Below are 21,555 nucleotides of genomic sequence, written 5' to 3' on the forward strand. Positions count from 1 at the left end.
TCGCCACCCCGCTGGTCCTCGCCTCCCCCGCCACCGCGGTGAAGGACCCCGGAGCCGCGCCCGCCCGCGACGCAGCCAAGCTGGCGAAGAAGCTGGTCACCGCATCCACCGGCCAGGACGCCTACAAGCACCTGCAGAAGTTCCAGGCGATAGCCGACTCGGCCGGCGGCCACCGCGCGGCCGGCACGCTCGGCCACGACGCCTCCGCCGCCTACGTCTACACGCAGCTCAAGAAGGCCGGCTACAACGTCTCGTACGAGCAGTTCGACTTCATCTACACCCAGACGCTCGCCGAGAAGGTCTCCGTCGAGTCGCCCGCGCCGCGCGCCCTGGACGTCCGGGCCATGACGTACACCAAGTCCACCCCGGTCGGCGGCGTGAAGGTCGACCTGGTCGCCGTGCCCGTCGACGCCGACGGCACCACCGGCTGTGAGCCGGGCGACTACGCCTCCGGCACCTTCACCGGCAAGGTCGCGCTCATCAAGCGCGGCGGCTGCTCCTTCGCCATCAAGCAGGAGCAGGCCGCGGCGGCCGGCGCCACCGGCGCCATCATCTACAACAACGTCGACGGCATCCTCTCCGGCACCCTCGGCGAGCCCGCCGCGGGCAAGATCCCGACCGGCGGCATCAGCCTGGCCGAGGGCGAGAAGCTCGCCGCCGACCTCGCCAAGGGCCCCGTCAAGCTCTCCTTCGAGATCCGCCAGCTCCAGGAGAAGCGCGTCACCAACAACGTCATCGCGGAGACCAAGGGCGGCAACGCCGCCAACACCGTGATGCTCGGCTCGCACCTCGACTCGGTCACCGCCGGCCCCGGCATCAACGACAACGGCTCCGGCTCCGCGGGCCTCCTCCAGACCGCCCTGGAGCTCGCGAAGACCAAGGAGAAGGTCCGCAACAAGGTCCGCTTCGCCTGGTGGTCCGCGGAGGAGAACGGCCTCCTCGGCTCCGACCACTACGTCAAGAACCTGACCGCGCTCGACCGCCGCGAGATCAAGCTCTACCTCAACTTCGACATGATCGCCTCGCCGAACTACGGCCTGTTCGTCTACGACGGCGACAACTCCGACAACGTCGGCGAGGGCGCGGGCCCCGAGGGCTCCGCCCAGCTGGAGCGCGACATCACCACGTTCATGGACGCGCGCGGCCTCCCGCACGAGGGCACCGACTTCTCCGGCCGCTCCGACTACGGCCCGTTCATCAAGGTCGGCATCCCCTCCGGCGGCACCTTCACCGGCGCCGAGGGCATCAAGACCGCCGCCCAGGCCGCCAAGTTCGGCGGCACGGCGGGTGTCGCGTACGACGTGAATTACCACGCCAAGGGCGACGACCTGAAGAACGTCAACATGAAGGCCTTCGACGCCAACATCAAGGTCATCGCCAACGCCGTGGGCACCTACGCCCACGACATCTCCTCCCTGCGCAAGCCGGTCGTCTCCACCCCGACCACCGGCGGCGAGGGCAGCGGCGGCGGCCTGCACGACGACCACCACGAGGTCACCGAGTAGGACCCGGGCGGACCCCGCTACCTCCTGCGGCGGGCCGTACCGAAGATCGACCGGCTGATCTCCCGGCCCAGCTGGGTGCCGATCGACCGGGCCAGGGACGTGAAGATCCCACTGCCCACCACCTGTTCGGCGAGCGAGGGCTCCGGCTTCGGAGCCCTCGCTCCCGGCCGCCTCCCCGCCGCCTCGCCCTTCTCCGCCTCATCGGCCTTGCCGGCTTTCTCCGCCTCCTCGGCGGCCACCGCCTCCAGCGCCGCCGTCTCCGCCGCCCGCTGCTCGGCCGTCAGCCGCTCGTACGCCGACTCGCGGTCCACCGCCTGCGCGTACCGGCCGTAGAGCGGCGAGGCCTTCACGGCCGCGTCCAGGGCGGCCGCGTCGATCGGGCCCATCAGCGACTCGGGCGCCCGCAGCCGGGTCGCCGCCACCGGCGTCGGCGCGCCCCTCTCACTGAGTACGGTGACCACCGCCTCGCCCGTACCGAGGCCCGTGAGGACCTCCTCCAGGTCGTACGGCGAGTGCGGGAAGGTCCGTACGGTCGCCTTCAGCGCCTTCGCGTCGTCCGGGGTGAACGCGCGCAGCGCGTGCTGCACCCGGTTGCCGAGCTGCGCGAGCACGTCCGAGGGCACGTCCTTCGGCGTCTGCGTCACGAAGAACACGCCGATCCCCTTCGAGCGGATCAGCCGCACGGTCTGCGTGATCGACTCCCGGAAGGCCTTCGACGCCCCGCTGAACAGCAGGTGCGCCTCGTCGAAGAAGAAGACCAGCTTCGGCTTCTCCAGGTCGCCGACCTCGGGCAGGTCGGCGAAGAGGTCCGCCAGCATCCACATCAGGAAGGTCGAGAACAGCTGGGGCTTGTCCTGCACCGCCGGCAGCTCCAGGACCGAGACGACGCCCCGCCCGTCCGCCGCCGTCCGCAGGAACTCGTTCGTGTCGAACTCCGGCTCGCCGAAGAAGCCGCCCGCGCCCTGCTGCTCGAAGGCCGTGATCGACCGCAGGATCACCCCGGCGGTCACCGTGGACAGCCCGCCGATCCCCTTCAGCTCGGCCTTCCCGGTGTCCGACACCAGGAACGCCACCACCGCCCGGAGGTCCTTGAGGTCCACCAGCTCCAGACCCTTGGAGTCGGCGTAGTGGAAGATCAGGCCCAGCGACTGCTCCTGCGTCTGGTTGAGCTGGAGCACCTTCGACAGCAGGACGGGCCCGAAACCGGTCACCGTGGCCCGCACCGGAATGCCGGGGCCCGTCCCGCCGAGCCCGTAGAACTCGCAGGGGAAGCCCGTCGCCCGCCACTCCTGACCGACCTGCGCGGCCCGCTCCCGGACCCTCTCGCCGTCCTGGCCGGGGGCCGCGACACCGGAGACGTCGCCCTTGATGTCGGCGAGGAAGACCGGCACGCCGTTCGCCGAGAGCTGCTCGGCGATCAGCTGGAGCGTCTTCGTCTTGCCCGTGCCGGTCGCGCCGGCGACCAGTCCGTGCCGGTTGAGCACGGCCAGCGGGATGCGGATCCGCGCGTCCGGGTCACACTCCCCGTCCCACAGCAGTGCCCCCAGATCGAGTGCCGCACCCTCGACGGCGTACCCGGCGGCGATCTCGGCCACGGGGCCGTCCGGCGCGGCCGCCGGCTGCTCGCTCACGCTCATCACGGCACCCCAATTCCGGTTCGTCACGGTTCGCACCAGCATCGCACCGGCCGTGCATGGCTGCGCCGGGAGCCGCTCGCCCGGTAGGCTTTCCGTGTGATCTTCAAGCGCATCGGAAACGGAAAGCCGTATCCCGACCACGGCCGGGAAAGCACCCGGCAGTGGGCGGACGTCGCGCCGCGCCCGGTCCGCCTCGACCAGCTCGTCACCACCAAGGGACAGCTGGACCTGGAGACGCTGCTCGCCGAGGACTCCACGTTCTACGGCGACCTCTTCGCGCACGTCGTGAAGTGGCAGGGCGATCTCTACCTCGAGGACGGACTGCACCGCGCCGTCCGCGCGGCGCTCCAGCAGCGCCAGGTACTGCACGCCCGTGTCCTGGAAATGGACTGAGACGGCGCCCACCGGCCCGTACGCACTGACCCTTTCGGGGTCAGTTCGCCCCCATCCGGACGCGATCACATGATCATCAAGTAGGCATCGCCGACGGGCGGCATTACGCTGCGTTCATGAGCATGCTCACTCCCCCCGGAATGGGCGGAAAGTACCGCATCACAGGGGACACCTACCCCCGCATGCGCCGCCCGCGGCGCCGTCGCAGGATCGTCCTCGCGGCCGCTGCCGCCGTGGTCGTGCTCGGCGCGGCCGGCTGGGGAACGCTCCAGCTCGTCGACGTCTTCTCCGGCGACGAGGCCAGGGCGACGGCCGGCCGACAGACCGACTGCAAACCCGCCCAGATCACGGTCAACGTCRACAACGCGACCCCGCGCAGCGGGCTCGCCAAGACGACCGCGGACGAGCTCAAGAAACGCGGCTTCAAGATCGGCAAGGTCGGGAACGCGCCGGCCGCCTACGACAAGAAGGTCCCCGGCGCCGGTCTTCTCCTCGGCGCGACGACCGCCACCAAGGGCGCCTTCCCCGTCCTCGGCACCCAGCTCGCGGGCGCCACGACGAAGACGGACACCCGGGGKACGGCGGACGTGGACCTGATCATCGGCACCGCCTTCAAGAACCTGTCCCCGAAAACGACGGCGGACGCGGCCCTGGTCGCCCTGACCAAGCCCGCGCCCGTACCGACCGGAAAGTGCTGAGACGCCGTTCCCCGGAAGTGGCGGCCTTCCGCGGACGTGGCGTTCGCCGCCTCCGCGGAGGCGGTGACTGCTACTCCGCGGAGCCGTACATGCGGTCGCCCGCGTCGCCCAGGCCCGGGACGATGTAGCCGTTCTCGTTGAGACGCTCGTCGACCGAGGCCGTCACGACGGTGACGGGAGTGCCCGCCAGCTCGCGCTCCATGACCTCGACGCCCTCCGGGGCGGCGAGGAGCACGACCGCGGTCACGTCGTCGGCGCCGCGCTTGATCAGCTCCTGGATGGCCGCGACGAGCGTGCCGCCGGTCGCCAGCATCGGGTCGAGGACGTACACCTGGCGGCCGGAGAGGTCCTCCGGCATGCGCGTGGCGTACGTCGACGCCTCCAGCGTCTCCTCGTTGCGGATCATGCCCAGGAAGCCGACCTCGGCGGTCGGGAGCAGCCGGACCATGCCGTCGAGCATGCCGAGTCCGGCGCGCAGGATCGGGACCACCAGCGGACGCGGGTACGACAGCTTCACGCCGGTCGTGGGCGTCACGGGGGTCTCGATGTCGACCTGCTCGGTCCGGACGTCCCTGGTGGCCTCGTAGGCGAGCAGGGTGACCAGCTCGTCGGCGAGCCGACGGAAGGTCGCGGAATCCGTGCGCTTGTCGCGCAGCGTGGTGAGCTTGTGGGCGACCAGCGGGTGATCGACGACGTGGAGACGCATGCCTCAACAGTAGCCCGCCGCGCACTGGCATCGACCCGCGCCACTGGGGGAAGGTGGGGGGACGGGAACCCAGCGATGGGGTGGAGTGACCGATGCCCGACCTGGAAGAACCGGCCGAGGGCGCCGCCGAGGGGGCGGCCCGGAAGCCGGAGACGGACGCCGAGCGGCGACGTCGCCGCGCGCAGTTCCTCCGTGAACTCGGAGAGGCCAAGGCGCTGCGCGAACGCGTCCAGCCGAGACGCGCGCGAGCGGCCCGCATGCGCCAGCAGATGCGCATGCGGACCTTCCGATGGTGAGCGGCGCGCCGGGGAGACCGGCCGACTGCTCGCGCCAGAGGCTTCCGGAGCCCTTACCGGGCCTCCCTCCACAGCTCTTTCACGTGCCGGACGGAGCCTCGCGGGCGGGGTGAAGAGGCCGTCCGCGGCGGCGTGGAACCGCCCTCCTTCGTTTCGCGGCGGCGCCGAACCCTGACGGGCGACCAAGTCCCGGCCCGGTCCTTCCGGAGCGGCGCCGAGCCCCGCCGCGGCCCTTCCACCGCTCGTCCGGGCCCGTACGGACCCCACCGCGCCCCCGGGGCGCCTGCGCGTGGCTCGCGCGCCTCGTCCGCGCCCCGGCGTCCCTCCTGACCCTCCGTCCCCGGTGACCACCGCCCCGTCCCGTCTGCGCCCCTGCGCGCGCCGGGGTCGCACGCCCGCCCGATCGCGGGGTCGTTCAGACTGATGCACGACGCAAGAGCCGAAGACCTCTCCTGTGGGCGCCGTATCTGTCACGATGCCGATTGGGCGGGGCTCAGGAGCGCACCGCCGGATCGTCACACCTCTGATCAGTGGGAGAGAGTCAGGTGTACTTCGCCGCACTGCTCGCGCGCACCGAAGACGGGTGGGAAGCGAGCGACACGGACCTCGACGACGTGGAGACCCTGTCGGATCTGACCGAGCTCGCCCGCGAGGCCTCGGACGACGACACGGTGATCGTCTTCATCGAGCAGGAGGACGCGTGGTTCGGGATCGTCCGGATCGAGGGTGAGGAAGACCCTCGTATCTACGTCTCCGACGGCGCTGCCGCCGCCCGTTCCTCGTACGGGGAGATCCTCACCCGGGAGATCCTCGGCGACGACCTGGACGACCTCGTCGACGAACTCGAGTCGCTGGACCTGGACGGTACGGAGGACGGGGAGCCGCTCGACGACGACGCGGACGACGACGAGGAGACGAGCGTCGCCGCCGAGGCCGTCCCGGCCGCCCCGGTGGGCGACCGGCTGATCCTGGCGGACCTCGGCATGTCCCCGGCGGACCTGCTGACGCTCGACAGCGACGCCCTCGCGGAGATCGCGGACGCCCTGGGGGCCGCCGAGGTCCTGGAGGCCGTCCGCTAGTGGCACGCGCGGTACCGGCCCCACCCCCGCCCGACCCCGTACGGGACCCCTGGCGGGACGCCATGCTGCTCGCCCTCGCCGAGGCCGAGGCGGCCGTGCCGGCCGGTGACGTACCGGTCGGCGCGGTCGTGCTCGGCCCGGACGGCTCGGTGCTCGCCCGCGGGCACAACGAGCGGGAGGCGACCGGCGACCCCACCGCGCACGCCGAGGTGCTCGCGCTGCGCCGCGCGGCCGCGGCGACCGGGGAGTGGCGGCTGACGGGCTGCACGCTGGTCGTGACCCTGGAGCCGTGCGTGATGTGCGCGGGGGCACTCGTCCAGTCGCGGGTCGAGCGGGTGGTGTTCGGCGCCCCGGACGAGAAGGCGGGTGCCACGGGCTCCCTCTGGGACCTCGTACGGGACCGCCGGCTCAACCACCGGCCCGAGGTGGTCCAGGGCGTCCTCGGCGAGGAGTGCGCGGCCCGTCTCACGGCCTTCTTCCGGGCCCGCTGACCTGCCACGGGATACGGATTTCATCGCAGCGCCAGTTTCGGCTAAGCTCTCTCTCGGTAGCGTGTCCGAGCGGCCGAAGGAGCTCGCCTCGAAAGCGAGTGTGGGGAAACTCACCGAGGGTTCAAATCCCTCCGCTACCGCCAGCAAGAACCCCGCCGGTCCGTGGAAACGGACCGGCGGGGTTCTTCTTCTGCTGCCCGCGGACCGCGGATGTGAGGGGGTGGGCGGCGCTCTGGTCCACCGTCAGGAGCCGCCGCCGGATGCCGACCAGAAGACGGGCCGGGGCGGCGCAGGGAAGGCCAGGACGGGGGGAGCGGCATCGGGGGGACAAGCCGCTCCCCCCGATGAGAACCGGTCCAGCAAGTCCTGCGCCGCGGTCAGGGGGGAAGCTCGCGGCGCGGACCCCGCAGTGCGGGCCGGTTCCAGGAGCCCTTCCGATTCCTGCCAGATCCTCCGGGCTCGCCTCCATCCTGCGCGCCCGTCACCCTTCCGGCGGGCGGCGAAAGGCCTCGATCGCCGGGCCCTTGGTCCATAAAGCCTCGGTTAGAGTGGCGCGGTCGTACGGCGGGGTTCAGGGGAGGACTGGCCATGGCGCAGGCGAAGAAGATCGCCCTCTACGCGGTCGCGGTCTTTGTGCTGTACACGATCATCACGTCCCCGGCCAGGGCCGCCGATCTCGTACAGGTAGGGTTCGAGGGCATTTCCAGCGCCGCCCAGGGTGTCGGCGAGTTCATGACCGAACTCATCAACTAGGAGCCCCTCCGTGATCCGCCATCTGGTCCTCTTCAAGCTCAACGAGGGCGTCGCCCGCGACGAGCCCCGCGTCGTCGCCGGCGTCGAGGCGTTCCGCGCCCTCGGCGGCCAGATCCCGGAGCTGCGCTTCTGGGAGTGCGACTGGAACATCACGGACCGGCCGATCGCGTACGACTTCGCCATCAACTCGGCCGTCGAGGACGCCGACGCGCTCCAGCGCTATCTGGAGCACCCCGCCCACCAGGCGGGTGTCGCCCAATGGCGCGAGTTCGCCACCTGGGTGATCGCGGACTACGCGTTCTAGGAGACCGTCTCCGAGGTACCGGGCCCGGTCCGGGCCGTTACGCCAGGCCCCCCGCCATCGAGGTGGGGGGCTTTTCGCTGCGCGATTCCACGCGTGACCTCCCCTTTTTCGGCCACTATGCCCTCAACACGTCGTTATGCGGTGCTTGCACACAGTGGACATGTCTTGTGATGCTATGACCGCTTTTGATGGATGAGTTGACCGTAGTTGACCCAGTCGACCAGCAGGACCAGCCAAAGGGGTGGCGTGAACGTGCCGGCCAGTACAGCACCTCAGGTCCCGCCCCAGCCCGAGGCTGGAAGCGGGACCGAACCCCCACGCGCCCGCCCCCAGAGCACCCGCGGCGCCGACACCCGCGCGCTCACCCAGGTGCTCTTCGGGCAGCTCAAGAACCTGGAGCCGGGCACCCCGGAGCACCACCGGGTGCGCGGGGCCCTCATCGAGGCCAACCTGCCGCTCGTCCGCTACGCGGCGGCCCGCTTCCGCTCCCGCAACGAGCCGATGGAGGACGTCGTCCAGGTCGGCACCATCGGCCTGATCAACGCCATCGACCGCTTCGACCCCGACCGCGGCGTCCAGTTCCCCACCTTCGCCATGCCCACCGTCGTCGGCGAGATCAAGCGGTACTTCCGCGACAACGTCCGCACCGTGCACGTGCCCCGGCGCCTGCACGAGCTCTGGGTCCAGGTGAACGGCGCCACCGAGGACCTGACGACCGCTCACGGCCGCTCCCCCACGACCGCGGAGATCGCCGAGCGGCTGCGGATCGGCGAGGACGAGGTGCTCGCCTGCATCGAGGCCGGCCGCTCGTACCACGCGACCTCCCTGGAGGCCGCACAGGAGGGCGACGGGCTGCCCGGGCTCCTCGACCGGCTCGGCTACGAGGACCCCGCCCTGGCCGGCGTCGAACACCGCGACCTCGTCCGCCACCTGCTCGTCCAACTGCCCGAGCGGGAGCAGCGGATCCTGATGCTGCGCTACTACAGCAATCTGACGCAGTCCCAGATCAGCCAGGAACTCGGCGTCTCCCAGATGCATGTGTCAAGGCTCCTCGCCCGCAGCTTCGCGCGTTTGAGATCCGCAAACAGAATCGAGGCGTAGCTGAATCGGGTAGACCGGTTCGGAGCAGTTCTGCGGCACCCCAATTGCCGTACACCCCTTGTTTCCTGCGGATATGCACCCTCGGCTTGTCGACATGTCACTACAGCGTGTTGCCGACATGTGACATTCTGCTGGAACCGAGTTTGCCGCAGCCCCGCCGCCGGTATTCAGGTGGTGGCTGCGTTCCTCAGATGGTCGCGGCCACCGCGACCGTCCGCGACCTCAAGGGGGTGGCATGTCCACAGAACTGGGCAGCTCGAAGGTGCTCACGCTCACGCCCGTTCCCGTGCCCACGCAGACGACGGCGCCGACCGCGACCGACAGCGCGGAGGTACTCCCTCCGCCGATGGTCGTCACGTCGGGAGCCCTCGACACGCGCACCCTCTCGCGCTCCCTCTTCCTGAGGCTGCGCGCCCTCGACACCGAGGGAGCCGCCGCGGACAGCCCGGAGCGGACCTACGTCCGGGACACCCTCATCGAGCTCAACCTCCCGCTCGTGCGGTACGCGGCGGCCCGCTTCCGCTCCCGCAACGAGCCGATGGAGGACATCGTCCAGGTCGGGACGATCGGCCTGATCAAGGCGATCGACCGCTTCGACTGCGAGCGCGGGGTGGAGTTCCCGACGTTCGCGATGCCGACGGTCGTCGGTGAGATCAAGCGCTTCTTCCGCGACACCTCCTGGTCGGTCCGCGTCCCGCGTCGGCTCCAGGAGCTGCGGCTGGCCCTCACCAAGGCCAGCGACGAGCTCGCCCAGAAGCTCGACCGCTCCCCCACCGTGCCCGAACTCGCCGCCGTGCTCGGGGTGTCGGAGGAGGACGTCGTCGACGGCCTCGCCGTGGGCAACGCGTACACCGCCTCCTCGCTCGACTCCCCCTCGCCCGAGGACGACGGCGGCGAGGGCTCGCTCGCCGACCGTCTGGGGTACGAGGACTCGGCGCTCGAAGGCGTCGAGTACCGCGAGTCGCTCAAGCCGCTGCTCGCCAAACTCCCGCCCCGCGAGCGGCAGATCATCATGCTGCGCTTCTTCGCCAACATGACCCAGTCGCAGATCGGCGAGGAGGTCGGCATCTCCCAGATGCACGTCTCGCGGCTGCTCACCCGCACCCTCGCCCAGCTGCGCGAGGGCCTCATCGCGGACTGAGTTCCGCCGATGGCCTGCTTTCTGACGGATCGTCAGTCACACTGGCGGGCATGAGGCGAAGGAAGCCGGTACTCGTGGCGGTGGCGCTCTGCCTCGGCGGAGCGCTGACCGCGTGTGGTGGCGGAGGAGACGGCGAGGGGTACGCGGCGGTCGGCGCCGGCGCCTCGCCCGGAGCCGCGGGCACGCCCTCCGGTGCGGTCGCCCTGGTGCCCCTTGACGGCCCCACGACGACCGGGGACACCTCCAGCACCTCTTCCCCCTCGCCGTCTCCTCCGCCACCACACGCGGTCAGCGCTCCGCCGAGGCAGAGCGCCACCGCCACGAGTACCGGCTTCCTTCGCCTCATGCCCGCCAGTGTGACTGACGATCCGTCAGAAAGCAGGCCATCGGCGGAACTCAGTCCGCGATGAGGCCCTCGCGCAGCTGGGCCCCGCTCCCCCTTTGCCGATTCTTTAGCGCCGTTTGACCGATTTAGTTTGCCTGGAGCAACCATCCATCTCTATGGTTGCCCTAAGCAACAACATCAGGGAGTGCCGATGGACTCGATGGTCGGCTCGGTGGACCGGGGCAATCGATACGAGAACCTCGCCCGCCAGATGAGCGCCATCGGAGCGGTCAAGCGCGGCCTCGGCCGGGTCCTGCCCGCCGAGTGCCCCAGCGGGTCCGCCATCGTCCTCGCCCTGCTGAACCACCACGGCGACATGCGGATGGGCCGGGTGTCCGAGCTGATGGCCGTCGACATGTCGGTCAGCAGCCGACACGTGGCCCACACCGTGGACCGCGGCTGGGTCGAGCGGCTGCCCGACCCCGCCGACCGGCGTTCCCGCATCCTGCACCTGACCCGGGCGGGCGAAGACATGCTCGCCGTCCTGGACCGACGGCTGACCGACATGCTCGCCCGCACCCTCGCGGAGTGGTCCGACGACGACGTCGAACTGCTCACCACTTTGCTCGCCCGCCTCCGCGATTCCTTCGGGGACTGCCGGGCCCACCACGCTTGAGAACGAAGGAACTTGATGGCTACGACCACCACGCCAGAGACCGGTGTGCGCGGCGGGAGCGCCAAGGAGGGGAACACCGCCTCCGGTGGCGCCCCGATGACGCACAAGCAGATCATGGAGGCGCTGTCCGGGCTGCTGCTCGGCATGTTCGTCGCCATCCTGTCGTCGACGATCGTCTCCAACGCCCTCCCCCAGATCATCACCGACCTGGGCGGCGGCCAGTCCGCCTACACCTGGGTGGTCACCGCCGCGCTCCTCTCGATGACCGCGACCACGCCCCTCTGGGGCAAGCTCGCGGACCTCTTCTCCAAGAAGCTGCTCGTCCAGATAGCCCTGGTCATCTACGTGGCGGGCTCGATCGTCGCCGGTCTCTCGCAGAGCACCGGCATGCTCATCGCCTGCCGTGTCGTGCAGGGCATCGGCGTCGGCGGTCTGACCGCCCTCTCCCAGATCATCCTGGCCGCCATGATCGCCCCGCGTGAGCGCGGCCGGTACAGCGGCTACCTCGGCGCGACCTTCGCCGTCGCCACCGTCGGCGGCCCGCTGCTCGGCGGCGTCATCACCGACACCGACTGGCTCGGCTGGCGCTGGTGCTTCTACGTGGGCGTGCCCTTCGCGATCATCGCGCTGGTCGTCCTGCAGAAGACCCTCAAGCTCCCCGTCGTGAAGCGTCAGGTCAAGGTCGACTGGGCCGGTGCCTTCTTCATCAGCGCCGCGGTCTCCCTGCTCCTCATCTGGGTCACCTTCGCGGGCGACAAGTACGACTGGATGTCCTGGCAGACGGCCGTGATGGTGCTCGGCGCGGTCGCCCTCGGCGGCATCTTCCTGCTCGTCGAGTCGAAGGCCAGCGAGCCGATCATCCCGCTCCGCCTCTTCCGCAACCGGACCATCACCCTCGCCTCGCTCGCCTCGCTCTTCGTGGGTGTCGCGATGTTCGCCGGCACGGTCTTCTTCAGCCAGTACTTCCAGCTGGCGCGGAACGAGTCGCCGACGATGTCCGGCGTCCTCACCATCCCGATGATCGCGGGCCTGTTCATCTCCTCCACCGTCTCCGGTCTCGTCATCACCAAGACCGGCAGGTGGAAGGCGTGGCTGGTCAGCGGTGGCGCGTTCGCGGCGGGCGGGCTCGGCATGCTCGGCACGATCCGCTACGACACGACGTACTGGCACATCGCGCTGTTCATGGCGGTCCTCGGCCTCGGCCTCGGCATGATGATGCAGAACCTGGTGCTCTGCACCCAGAACCAGGTGGCCCCCGCCGACCTCGGCGCCGCCTCCTCCGTCGTCACCTTCTTCCGCTCCCTGGGCGGTGCGGTCGGTGTCTCGGCGCTCGGCGCGGTCATGGCCCACCGGGTCACCAGCTACGTCAAGGAGGGCCTGGCCGAGCTCGGCCCGAAGGCCGCGGGCGCCATGGGCCAGGGCGGCTCCGGCGGCGGCATCCCCGACATGGACAAGCTGCCGGCCCCGATCCGGACGGTCATGGAGGACGCGTACGGACACGGTGTCGCGGACGTCTTCCTCTACTCGGCGCCGTTCGCGCTGCTGGCCTTCGTGGTGACCCTCTTCATCAAGGAGGTCGCCCTGAAGAGCAACTCGGTGAAGGCCGACGAGAAGCCGGTGGCCGCGGAGGCCGCGAAGGCCAAGGCCTAGAAAGAGACTCCCGGCCGCGCTTCGAGCGGAGGCGCGGCCGGGTCGAGTACGGAGCGGCGGGCAGGGGACGGCCCGCCGCTCCGTCATGTCCGGGGCTCGGTGGGGCCGGGGCTTCAGCGGGTCCGGTGGTTCAGCGGGTCCGGTGGTTCAGCGGATCCGGTGGTTCAGCGGATCCGGTGGTTCAGCGGATCCGGTGGTTCAGCGGGTCCGGTGGTTCAGCGGGTCCGGGCCTCGCTGTCTCGGGCCTCGCGGTCCTGGTCCTCGCGGGCGACCATCGCCTCGATCCCGGCGATCAGGACGTCCAGCGCGTACGCGAAGTCGCGGTCCCAGATCTCCGTGACGCTGCCGTGCGAGGCCCGCTCGTCGAGGATCTCCGCGACGGGTTCGAGGGCCTCCGCCATGCCGGGGTCGTCACGGAAGGCCCTGATCGACTCCACGTAGAAGTCGTCCTGGGACATCCCGGCCTCCGCCGCGCGCCGCCCGAACTGCGACTCGATCGTCCCGTACCCGTACACGAACTGGAAGACCGCGGAGGTCGCGCCGGGCTGGTGGTGGATCGGCAGGCCGGTGACCCGGACGGCCTCCTGGATCTTGGCGCCGACCGCGATCGCGTGCGGGCCGACGTTCAGGTACTGCCCGGCGCTCGGGGACATCCACGGGTGCCGGACCAGCATCCGGCGGTACTCCAGGGCGAGGACGCGGATCATGTCCCGCCAGTCGCCCGCGGCCTCCACCGCGGGGAGGTCGACCTCGCCGTATGCCCGGTCGATCGCGAACTCGATGATGTCGTCCTTGGTGTCCACGTACCAGTAGAGGGACATGGCCGTGACGCCCAGTTCGGTGGCCAGCTTGCGCATCGACAGCTTGGCCAGGCCCTCCTCGTCGAGCATCCGCATCGCGGCGGCGACGATCCGGTCCCGGTCGAGGCCGGCCGGACCGCCGCCGCGCGGGGTCCGGGTCTCCAGCCAGACGCTGGAACGCGCCGGGTTCTTGGCCCGGTCGGCTGCCTTGACCATCGCGTTCCTCCGTCGATCGGTTCTCCGCGACCATGCTAGGCGGGCCGGTCGACCGGGTCGGGGCGCGCGGGTCCGGGGGCGTCCGGTCCTGGTCTTCGGACCGGACGCCCCCGGGCCGTGGCTCGGGGGCCGTGGCTCGGGGGCCGTGGCTCGGGGGCGTCCGGCTCCTACGTGCCGGATTCGGCCGGGGCGGCGGGCAGCTGCTCGGCCGCCAGGGTCCGCTCCGTCCGCTCGGCCCGGCGGAGCAGGGCCGCCGCCACCAGGCCTCCGGCGAAGACGGCGATCGCGCCGACCAGTTGGCTGGTCTGGAGGCCGGAGGCGAAGGCCTCGGAGACGGCCTTCGCCTCGGCCTCCCCGTCGGCGGCGGCGAGGGCGGCCGGGAGGGAGGTCGCGGTGACGGCCACCAGCGCGGCGAAGCGCGCGTTGAGGACGGCACCGAGGACGGCGACCCCGAGGCCGTTGCCGAACTCGGCGAGCGTGCCGTTGATCCCGGCGCCCACCCCCGCCTTCTCCGGCGGGATCGAGCTCATGATCGCGTTGGCCATGGCCGGGGAGGAGACGGCGATGCCGCCGCCCATCAGGACCAGCCCCAGGAGCATGCCCGCGTAACTGCCGTCCGTGCCTCCGCCGAGCAGCGAGATGGCGGTCAGACCGCCGGCGACCAGGGACATGCCGAGGACGACGGTGGGCGGGGTGCCCAGCTTCACGACGATCCTCGGGCCGATGCCGGTCAGGTTGAGGCCGACGATCGTGAGCGCGAGCGGGGCCATCCGCAGACCCGCTTCCAGCGGCTCGTAGCCGAGCACGAACTGGAGGTGCTGGGTGAGCAGGAAGAGCGAGCCGCCCATGCCGAAGACGACCAGGATCGAACCGCCGATGGCGCCGATGAACTTCTGGTTCCGGAAGAAGTGCATGTCGAGCATCGGGTACGGGGTGTGCAGCTCCCACAGGGCGAACGCGCCGAGGCCGAGCAGCCCGATCGCCGCCGGGACCAGCACCTGGGCGGAGACCCAGCCGTGCTCGGGGCCGCTGATGATCGCGTACACGACGGCGGTCATGCCGATGGTGGACAGCAGCGCGCCGAGCAGGTCGGGGCGCTCGCCCTGCGGGTTCTTGGACTCCGGGACGAGCCTGAGGACGGCGACCAGGGCCACGACCGCGACCGGGATGTTGATCAGGAAGATCATTCCCCACCAGAAGTGGTTGAGGATCACGCCGCCGATGAGCGGTCCGCCGGCGAAGCCGAGCGAGGCGACGGTGGACCAGAGCGCGATGGCCTTGACCCGCTCCGAGTCGTCGAAGATCTGCATGACGACCGCGAGGGTGGTGGTCATCAGGAGCGCGCCGCCGACGCCCATGCCCGCGCGGGCGGCGATCAGCTGCGTGGTCGAGTCGGCGAGACCGGCCGCGAGCGAGCCGATGCCGAAGAGCGCGAGCCCGACGGCGAGCAGCTTCTTGCGCCCGTAGCGGTCGGCGGCGTTGCCCGCGCTGAGCAGCAGGCCGGACTGGACGAGCGAGTACGCGTTGATCATCCACTGGATGTCGGTGGTGGTCGCGTGGAGTTCGGAGGTCAGCGACGGGATGGCGACGCTGAGGACGGTGTTGTCGAGCAGCACGGTGAGCTGGGCGAGGCAGATGACGCCGAGGATCAGCCAGCGCTGAGGATGACCGCCGGTGGCGGTCGGTTCGGTCGCGGAGGTCGTCGCCGTCATGGGCAGGGCTCCTTGTACGGTGTACGGGACTGGGTCTCGTACACCGTACAAGGGCTCTCTTACGCTGTATAGCGATTAATGACGAGCGATCAGGTGCGGGCCGTCAGGTCGTAGAAGACGGCGGTTCCGACCGTGGTCTTCTCGAAGGTCTTCGCGACCCAGGCGGCGATCTCCGAGTTGCCGCCCGGGCCCCCGCCGCCCGTCCGACCGCCGCCGTCGCCGTCCCCACCGGCGCCGCTCTCATCGGCACCGCTCTCACCGCTGCCGATGAAGTAGTGGATCTTCCCTTCGGCGACGTACCGCTGGAACTCCGCGAGGGTCGGGGACGGGTCGCTGCCGTTGAAGCCGCCGATCGCCATGACCGGCTTCTCGGTGGCGAGCTGGTAGCTTGCCGCGTTCTGCGCCCCGACGGTGGCCGCGACCCAGGTGTACGCGTCGGCGTCGTCGAGGAGCGCGCTCTTCGCCTCCGTACCGACACTGGCGCCGTTGAGCAGACCGCCCATCCCGCCGCCGCCCCGGCCGGGGTCATGCCCTGGGGCGGGGTGCTGCCGGGGATCTGGCCGCCTTGGGCCTGCCCGCCGGGGAGCTGACCGCCCTGGCCTCCCTGACCGCCCTGGCCTCCCTGACCGCCTTGGCCTCCCTGGGTGCCACCGGGCAGCCGGCCACCGCCCGGCATCTGGCCACCACCGGGCTGCTGGCCACCACCCGGCGGCTGACCGCCCTGGCCGCCCCCTGGGAAGCCGCCCTCGAACATCCGCATCCCGCCGCCCGGGCCCCGGCCGCCCATCGCGCCGCCCGCCGGGCCCGCCGTGACGATCGAGCCCTGGTGACCGGTGCCCACCGTCGCCAGGGTGTACGCGAACGGACCCGCGAGGCCCGCCGCCAGGCCGAGGCCCGCGACGCCCAGCCCGATCCGCCGGTCCACCCGGCCCGCGAACAGCAGCCCGACCGCGCCCGCCGCGCCCGCCACAAGCACCGTCCACCGCAGCCACGGCAGCCAGTCCGGCGTCCGGCCGAGCAGGGTCCAGCCCCACCAGGCGGTCACCGCCACCACCACCGCGAGGACCCCCGAGGCGGCCGGCCGGGTGCGCTCCTCCCACAGCACGGCCGTGCCCATGCCGACGAGCGCCGCGAGGTAGGGGGCCAGGGCCACCGTGTAGTACTCGTGGAAGATGCCGGCCATGAAGCTGAACACGACCAGCGTGATCAGCAGTGCACCGCCCCACACCAGGAACGCGGCACGCGCCGTGTCCGTCCGCGGCACCCGCCGGGTCACGACGAGCCCCGCGACGAGCAGGATCAGCGCGGCCGGCAGCAGCCAGGAGATCTGGCCGCCGACCGAGTCGTTGAACATCCGCAGGACACCGGTCTCGCCCCAGCGACCGCCGCCCGCGCCCCCGGGACCCCCAGGAGATCTGGCCGCCGACCGAGTCGTTGAACATCCGCAGGACACCGGTCTCGCCCCAGCGACCGCCGCCCGCGCCCCCGGGACCCGGGGCCCTCCCCGCCCGGGAGCACCTGCCGGTGAACACCGCGGGCCGGCCCGTCCTGGACGTGGTGATCCCCGTCCACAACGAGGAGAAGGACCTGGAGCCGTGCGTCCGCCGGCTCCATGAGCACCTTCTCCGGACCTTCCCGTACGCCTTCCGGATCACCTCGCCGCGCCCCGGTCCTGTTCGAGGGAGCGCAGCACGCCGTACACGGCCACCGTCATGAGCAGGGCGAGCAGCGCGTCCGGGTTGTTGAAGCGGAACATCAGCGCCGCGACCGGCGTGAGCGCCAGGACGGTGCCCGCGATCAGGCCCGCGCCCGCGCCGAACCGGCGCCGCACGGCCGCGTAGAGCACGGCGACCGTGCCGACGCCCATGAGGACCTCGGGCACCAGGATCTGCCAGGACCCCAGGCCGAAGAGGCGGACGGAGAGGGCCATCGGCCAGAGGGCGGCCGGGGGCTTGTCGACAGTGATGGCGTTGGCCGCGTCGAGCGAGCCGAAGAAGAAGGCCTTCCAGCTCTCCCCGCCCGCCTGGACGGCGGCGGAGTAGAAGGAGTTCGCGTAGCCGGAGGCGCCCAGGTTCCACAGGTAGAGCACGGCGGTGGCGGCGAGCAGCCCGAGGAACGCGGGCCGGACCCAGCGGGCGTCCTCCGGACGGCCGCGCAGGAGCCGGGCGAGCGGGCCGCCGCGGGACGCCCCCGCCTCCGCCGCGGCCAGGGAACTCGTGGACGGGATCGAGGTCGGGGTCGGGGTCGCGTTCGTCGAGGTCATCGGTCGTTCCCGGGATCGTTCCGTGCGGCGGAGCGCTCGGGGAAGACCCAGAGCCGGAAGAGGAGGAAGCGCAGGACGGTCGCGGCGAGGTTCGCCACGACCAGGACGGCGAGTTCGGTGGCGTGCGCCGGGTCCCCGGTCGCCGCGCCGAGTGCGGCGAGCGAACCGCTCGTGAGGGCCAGGCCGATGGCGAAGACCACGAGCCCCTGCGCCTGGTGGCGGACGGCCCGGTCCCGGCCCCGTACGCCGAAGGTCAGCCGCCGGTTGGCCGCCGTGTTGGCCACGGCGGAGACCAGGAGCGCGCCGGCGTTGGCGAGCTGCGGGCCCACCCCGAGCCGGAAGAGCGAGTACAGGGCGAGGTAGAAGAGCGTCGACAGGGCCCCGACCACGCAGAAGCCGACCAGTTGCCGGGCCAGTCCGCCCGGCACACCGGTGAGTTCGCGGTCCCGGGGGTCGTCCCCGAAGGGCCTGGCCAGCCGGTCGAGCGGCAGCGAACCCGTCGCGAGGGCCCGGCCCACCCGCCAGACGCCCTTCAGGTCGTCGGTGGCCGTGCTCACGATGTGCACGGTCGAGTCGGGGTCGTCGACCCAGTCCACGGGCACCTCGTGGATGCGCAGACCGGCCCGCTCCGCGAGGACCAGCAGCTCGGTGTCGAAGAACCAGCCGGTGTCCTCGACCATCGGGAGCAGCCGCTCGGCGACCTCGCGCCGTATGGCCTTGAACCCGCACTGCGCGTCGGAGAACCGGGCGGCGAGCGAGCCGCGCAGGATCAGGTTGTACGCACGCGAGATGAACTCCCGCTTCGGCCCGCGCACCACCCGCGAGGAGCGGGCGAGCCGGGAGCCGATCGCCAGGTCGGAGTGGCCCGAGATGAGCGGCGCGACCAGCGGGAGCAGGGCGTTCAGGTCGGTGGAGAGGTCCACGTCCATGTACGCGAGGACGGGTGCGTCCGAGCCCGACCACACCGTCCGCAGCGCCCGGCCGCGGCCCTTCTGCTCCAGCCGGACGGAACGCACCTCGGGCACCTCGGCCGCGAGCCCGGCGGCGACCTCGGGGGTGGTGTCGGTGGAGGCGTTGTCGGCGACGGTGATCCGGAAGGCGTACGGGAAGGTCCGGAGAAGGTGCTCATGGAGCCGGCGGACGCACGGCTCCAGGTCCTTCTCCTCGTTGTGGACGGGGATCACCACGTCCAGGACGGGCCGGCCCGCGCTGTTCACCGGCAGGTGCTCCCGGGCGGGGAGGGCCCCGGACGGGGGCCCCGCGATCGTTGGGGTTCGCATGCCCCAGACACTCGCCGGGGCCGCTGTCACGGCTGTGTGATGAGCCTGTGCCCTGCCTGTGAGCGGATGTCCGCCGCCGGCGGGGCCGGCAGCCGGACGGTGAAGACGGTCCGGCCGGGCGCGCTGTCGACGCCCACCTCGCCCCCGTGCGCGACCACGACCGCCCGCACGATGGCGAGTCCGAGGCCGGTGGATCCGGCGTGCCGGGAGCGGGAGGCGTCGCCGCGCGCGAACCGCTCGAAGACGGAGGGCAGGAGCGCGGCCGGGATGCCGGGGCCGTCGTCCTCGATCCGGACGGTCACCGCACCGGGCTCGGTGCGCACCCGCGCGGTGACCCTGGTCCCCGGCGGGGTGTGCGTCCGCGCGTTGGCGAGGAGGTTGACGAGCACCTGCTGGAGCCGGGCGCCGTCCGCCCGTACGACGCCACCGCTGTGCGCCCGTTCGACGCCCTCGCCGTCCGCCCGGTCGAGGCCACCGTCCTCGGGCAGTTCGAGACGCCAGTGGTGGTCGGGGCCGGCGGCGCGCGCGTCGCTCACCGCGTCCACGACGAGCGGGACGAGGTCGACGGGCTCGTACGAGAGGGGGCGTCCGGCGTCGAGGCGGGCCAGCAGCAGCAGGTCCTCCACGAGGCCGGTCATCCGGGTCGCCTCGGACTCGATGCGGCCGAGCGCGTGCCGGGTGTCGGGCCCGCACTCCTCACGGCCGCGCCGGGTCAGCTCCGCGTACCCCCGGATCGAGGCGAGCGGGGTGCGTAGTTCATGGCTCGCGTCGGCGACGAACTGCCGGACCCGGGTCTCGCTCTGCTGACGGGCGTCGAGCGCCGAGTGGACGTGGTCGAGCATCCGGTTGATGGCGGCGCCGACCTGGCCGACCTCGGTCCGCGGATCGGCCTCGGTGTCCGGGACCCGCTGGTGGAGTGCCACCTCTCCGCTGTGCAGCGGCAGCTGGGCGACCTGGCCCGCGGTGGCGACGACCCGCCGCAGCGGCCGCAGGGCGACCCGGACGAGGACGGTCCCGGCGAGGGAGGCGGCGAAGAGCCCGGCACCGGTGACGCTCAGCTCGACCAGGATCAGGGTGGAGAGGGCCTTCTCGACGGAGGCCAGCGGGATGCCGGTGAGGAAGGTGCCCCGGCTCGCGGAGGCGTATTCGACCCGGTACGAGCCGAGCCCGCCGGGCAGTTCGACGGTGTGCGGCCGCCCGTCGCGCGGAACGGCTGCCAGGGCCGCCCGCTGGGCCGCGTCGAGCGGCTTGACGCGCAGGTCCGGCCGGTAGATGCCACGGTCCTCGGCCTCCGCCGAGTAGCCGGCCTCGGTCACCACGCCGTCCGTGAGGACGGCTCCGAGCGTGCCGACCGGGGTGCTGGGGCCCACGACGAACCCGAGTTCGTCCTTCCCGCCCCGGTTCATCTCGGGCAGGCCGGGCATCCCCGGCGGCGGGCCGGCGGCCCGGTTGGAGACGGCCCGGACCTGCTCGTCGGCCCGGTCGTACAGATACGAGCGGAAGGCGATGGTCGTGACCGTGCCGATCACGGACGCGACGACCGCGATCAGCGCGACCGCCGAGACGACGAGCCGGGTCCGCAGCGACCACGGCCCCCGGCTCCGCCACCGCCGCGCCACTGCGCCTGGGAACACGCGCCGCTACTCCCCCGGCTTGATGAGATACCCGGCCCCGCGCCGGGTGTGGATCATCGGGGCGCGCCCCGCGTCGATCTTCCGCCGCAGATACGAGATGTAGAGCTCGACGACGTTGGCCTGGCCGCCGAAGTCGTAGGACCAGACGCGGTCGAGGATCTGCGCCTTGCTGAGCACCCGGCGGGGGTTGCGCATCAGGTAGCGCAGCAGCTCGAACTCGGTCGCCGTGAGGTGGATCGAGTCCCCGCCCCGGGTGACCTCGTGGCTGTCCTCGTCGAGGGTGAGGTCCCCGACGACGAGCAGCGACTCGCTGCGCGCGACCGCCGCGCCCGACCTGCGGATGAGTCCGCGCAGCCGTGCCACGACCTCCTCCAGGCTGAACGGCTTGGTGACGTAGTCGTCGCCGCCCGCCGTGAGCCCCGCGATCCGGTCCTCGACGGCGTCCTTCGCCGTCAGGAAGAGCACCGGAACGTCGGGCAGCTCGCGCCGGATCCGGCCGAGCAGACTGAGCCCGTCGACGTCGGGCAGCATGATGTCGAGGATGACGACGTCCGGCCGGAACTCGCGCGCGGAGCGCAGGGCGGCGGCCCCGTCTCCGGCGCTGGACACCTGCCAGCCCTCGTAGCGCAGAGCCATGGAGAGCAGCTCGGCGAGCGAGGCCTCGTCGTCGACGACGAGGACGCGGACGGCGGTGCCGTCGGCACGGAGCATGTCGGCGCGGGTGCCGGGACGGCGTGTGGTGACGGTCATGGAACCCACGCTCCCGGCCGCCGCTGAGAGGCCCCTTGTCTCTTCCTGTGAATTACCTGAGAACCAGGGAGGGGGGGGAGGGGCGGGAAGGACGAACGCGGGTTCGTCGTGGGCCCCAGCACCCCGGTCGGCACGCTCGGAGCGC

Annotated in this window: 21 protein-coding genes, 1 tRNA gene and 1 pseudogene; 14 read left to right on the plus strand and 9 right to left on the minus strand. The window is 71.6% G+C overall.

The genetic code is table 11. The annotated features are described in order from the left end of the window. Positions 1-1,505 (plus strand): M28 family metallopeptidase (locus EAO70_RS13695; RefSeq protein WP_148003471.1); only part of this gene is annotated, 1,505 nt, incomplete at its 5' end. A 17-nt stretch (positions 1,506-1,522) separates the two neighbouring features. Here the strand turns inward: EAO70_RS13695 and EAO70_RS13700 are convergent. After that, positions 1,523-3,142, minus strand: a complete 1,620-nt coding sequence (locus EAO70_RS13700) for a helicase HerA-like domain-containing protein (RefSeq protein WP_148003254.1) — start codon at positions 3,140-3,142, stop codon at positions 1,523-1,525. Positions 3,143-3,238: 96 nt separating this feature from the next. Here EAO70_RS13700 and EAO70_RS13705 point away from each other — a divergent pair, with 96 nt between their 5' ends. Both EAO70_RS13705 and EAO70_RS13710 read left to right on the plus strand, forming a co-directional pair. Beyond that, positions 3,239-3,535 carry a type II toxin-antitoxin system VapB family antitoxin gene (locus EAO70_RS13705; RefSeq protein ID WP_015034993.1) on the plus strand — a complete coding sequence of 99 codons (297 nt, stop codon included), beginning with the start codon at positions 3,239-3,241 and terminating at the stop codon, positions 3,533-3,535. A 116-nt stretch (positions 3,536-3,651) separates the two neighbouring features. Next, complete coding sequence (locus EAO70_RS13710; protein ID WP_148003255.1) at positions 3,652-4,233, plus strand: LytR C-terminal domain-containing protein; 582 nt, start codon at positions 3,652-3,654, stop codon at positions 4,231-4,233. Positions 4,234-4,303: 70 nt separating this feature from the next. Here EAO70_RS13710 and upp read toward each other — a convergent pair whose 3' ends face one another. Beyond that, positions 4,304-4,939, minus strand: a complete 636-nt coding sequence (upp, locus tag EAO70_RS13715; RefSeq protein ID WP_015034991.1) for a uracil phosphoribosyltransferase — start codon at positions 4,937-4,939, stop codon at positions 4,304-4,306. Positions 4,940-5,031: 92 nt separating this feature from the next. Between upp and EAO70_RS13720 the strand changes: the two genes are divergently transcribed. The 10 genes from EAO70_RS13720 (at position 5,032) to EAO70_RS13765 (ending at position 12,755) form a co-directional block, all read left to right on the plus strand. Continuing rightward, entirely contained in the window at positions 5,032-5,235 is a 204-nt protein-coding gene (locus EAO70_RS13720; RefSeq protein ID WP_148003256.1) for a hypothetical protein, read from the plus strand. A 545-nt stretch (positions 5,236-5,780) separates the two neighbouring features. Beyond that, the gene (locus tag EAO70_RS13725; RefSeq protein ID WP_148003473.1) at positions 5,781-6,314 is read left to right on the plus strand and encodes a hypothetical protein; all 534 of its coding nucleotides are present in this window, start codon (positions 5,781-5,783) and stop codon (positions 6,312-6,314) included. Between the two features lie 62 nt (positions 6,315-6,376). Then, complete coding sequence (gene tadA, locus EAO70_RS13730) at positions 6,377-6,805, plus strand: tRNA adenosine(34) deaminase TadA (protein ID WP_148003472.1); 429 nt, start codon at positions 6,377-6,379, stop codon at positions 6,803-6,805. Positions 6,806-6,860: 55 nt separating this feature from the next. Further along, positions 6,861-6,948, plus strand: a tRNA-Ser gene (locus EAO70_RS13735). Between the two features lie 445 nt (positions 6,949-7,393). Continuing rightward, entirely contained in the window at positions 7,394-7,558 is a 165-nt protein-coding gene (locus EAO70_RS37915; protein ID WP_187283877.1) for a hypothetical protein, read from the plus strand. Positions 7,559-7,568: 10 nt separating this feature from the next. Then, positions 7,569-7,862, plus strand: coding sequence for a Dabb family protein (locus EAO70_RS13740; RefSeq protein ID WP_148003257.1), 294 nt, complete (start codon positions 7,569-7,571; stop codon positions 7,860-7,862). A gap of 252 nt (positions 7,863-8,114) precedes the next feature. Continuing rightward, a complete protein-coding gene (locus EAO70_RS13745; protein WP_148003258.1) occupies positions 8,115-8,963 on the plus strand; it encodes an RNA polymerase sigma factor SigF in 849 nt (282 codons plus the stop codon). Between the two features lie 235 nt (positions 8,964-9,198). Continuing rightward, entirely contained in the window at positions 9,199-10,104 is a 906-nt protein-coding gene (locus EAO70_RS13750; protein WP_148003259.1) for an RNA polymerase sigma factor SigF, read from the plus strand. 536 nt (positions 10,105-10,640) lie between these two features. Then, the gene (locus tag EAO70_RS13760) at positions 10,641-11,105 is read left to right on the plus strand and encodes a MarR family winged helix-turn-helix transcriptional regulator (RefSeq protein WP_261992842.1); all 465 of its coding nucleotides are present in this window, start codon (positions 10,641-10,643) and stop codon (positions 11,103-11,105) included. 15 nt (positions 11,106-11,120) lie between these two features. Further along, entirely contained in the window at positions 11,121-12,755 is a 1,635-nt protein-coding gene (locus tag EAO70_RS13765) for an MDR family MFS transporter (protein ID WP_148003260.1), read from the plus strand. A gap of 215 nt (positions 12,756-12,970) precedes the next feature. On the opposite strand, the gene EAO70_RS13770 is transcribed toward EAO70_RS13765, so the two are convergent. The 3 genes from EAO70_RS13770 to EAO70_RS40335 all read right to left on the minus strand — a co-directional run bounded on the left by EAO70_RS13770 (position 12,971) and on the right by EAO70_RS40335 (position 15,986). Then, positions 12,971-13,771: a TetR/AcrR family transcriptional regulator gene (locus EAO70_RS13770; RefSeq protein ID WP_148003261.1), complete on the minus strand. Its 801-nt coding sequence runs from the start codon at positions 13,769-13,771 to the stop codon at positions 12,971-12,973. Positions 13,772-13,938: 167 nt separating this feature from the next. Then, a complete protein-coding gene (locus EAO70_RS13775) occupies positions 13,939-15,483 on the minus strand; it encodes an MFS transporter (protein WP_148003262.1) in 1,545 nt (514 codons plus the stop codon). Between the two features lie 89 nt (positions 15,484-15,572). After that, a complete protein-coding gene (locus EAO70_RS40335) occupies positions 15,573-15,986 on the minus strand; it encodes a hypothetical protein (protein WP_410091273.1) in 414 nt (137 codons plus the stop codon). A gap of 931 nt (positions 15,987-16,917) precedes the next feature. Between EAO70_RS40335 and EAO70_RS40340 the strand changes: the two are divergent. Further along, positions 16,918-17,139 (plus strand): annotated as a pseudogene (locus tag EAO70_RS40340) (glycosyltransferase family 2 protein); the annotation flags it as partial. Here the strand turns inward: EAO70_RS40340 and EAO70_RS40345 are convergent. The 4 genes from EAO70_RS40345 to EAO70_RS13795 are packed head-to-tail and all read right to left on the minus strand — an operon-like array spanning position 17,135 to position 21,410. Next, positions 17,135-17,746: an ArnT family glycosyltransferase gene (locus EAO70_RS40345; RefSeq protein WP_410091274.1), complete on the minus strand. Its 612-nt coding sequence runs from the start codon at positions 17,744-17,746 to the stop codon at positions 17,135-17,137. The pseudogene EAO70_RS40340 and the gene EAO70_RS40345 sit on opposite strands and share 5 nt — an antisense overlap. Beyond that, positions 17,743-19,026 (minus strand): bifunctional glycosyltransferase family 2/GtrA family protein, encoded by a 1,284-nt coding sequence (locus EAO70_RS13785; protein WP_261992843.1) that lies wholly within the window; start codon positions 19,024-19,026, stop codon positions 17,743-17,745. The genes EAO70_RS40345 and EAO70_RS13785 overlap by 4 nt, the downstream gene beginning before the upstream one ends. A 26-nt stretch (positions 19,027-19,052) precedes the next feature. Next, positions 19,053-20,660 carry a sensor histidine kinase gene (locus EAO70_RS13790; protein WP_261992844.1) on the minus strand — a complete coding sequence of 536 codons (1,608 nt, stop codon included), beginning with the start codon at positions 20,658-20,660 and terminating at the stop codon, positions 19,053-19,055. Between the two features lie 6 nt (positions 20,661-20,666). Continuing rightward, on the minus strand, positions 20,667-21,410 hold the full coding sequence (locus EAO70_RS13795) for a response regulator transcription factor (RefSeq protein WP_315986234.1): 744 nt from the start codon (positions 21,408-21,410) through the stop codon (positions 20,667-20,669). Positions 21,411-21,555 lie beyond the last annotated feature (145 nt).

The organism is Streptomyces sp. adm13(2018) (assembly GCF_008042145.1).
In the GTDB taxonomy this organism is placed as follows: domain Bacteria; phylum Actinomycetota; class Actinomycetes; order Streptomycetales; family Streptomycetaceae; genus Streptomyces.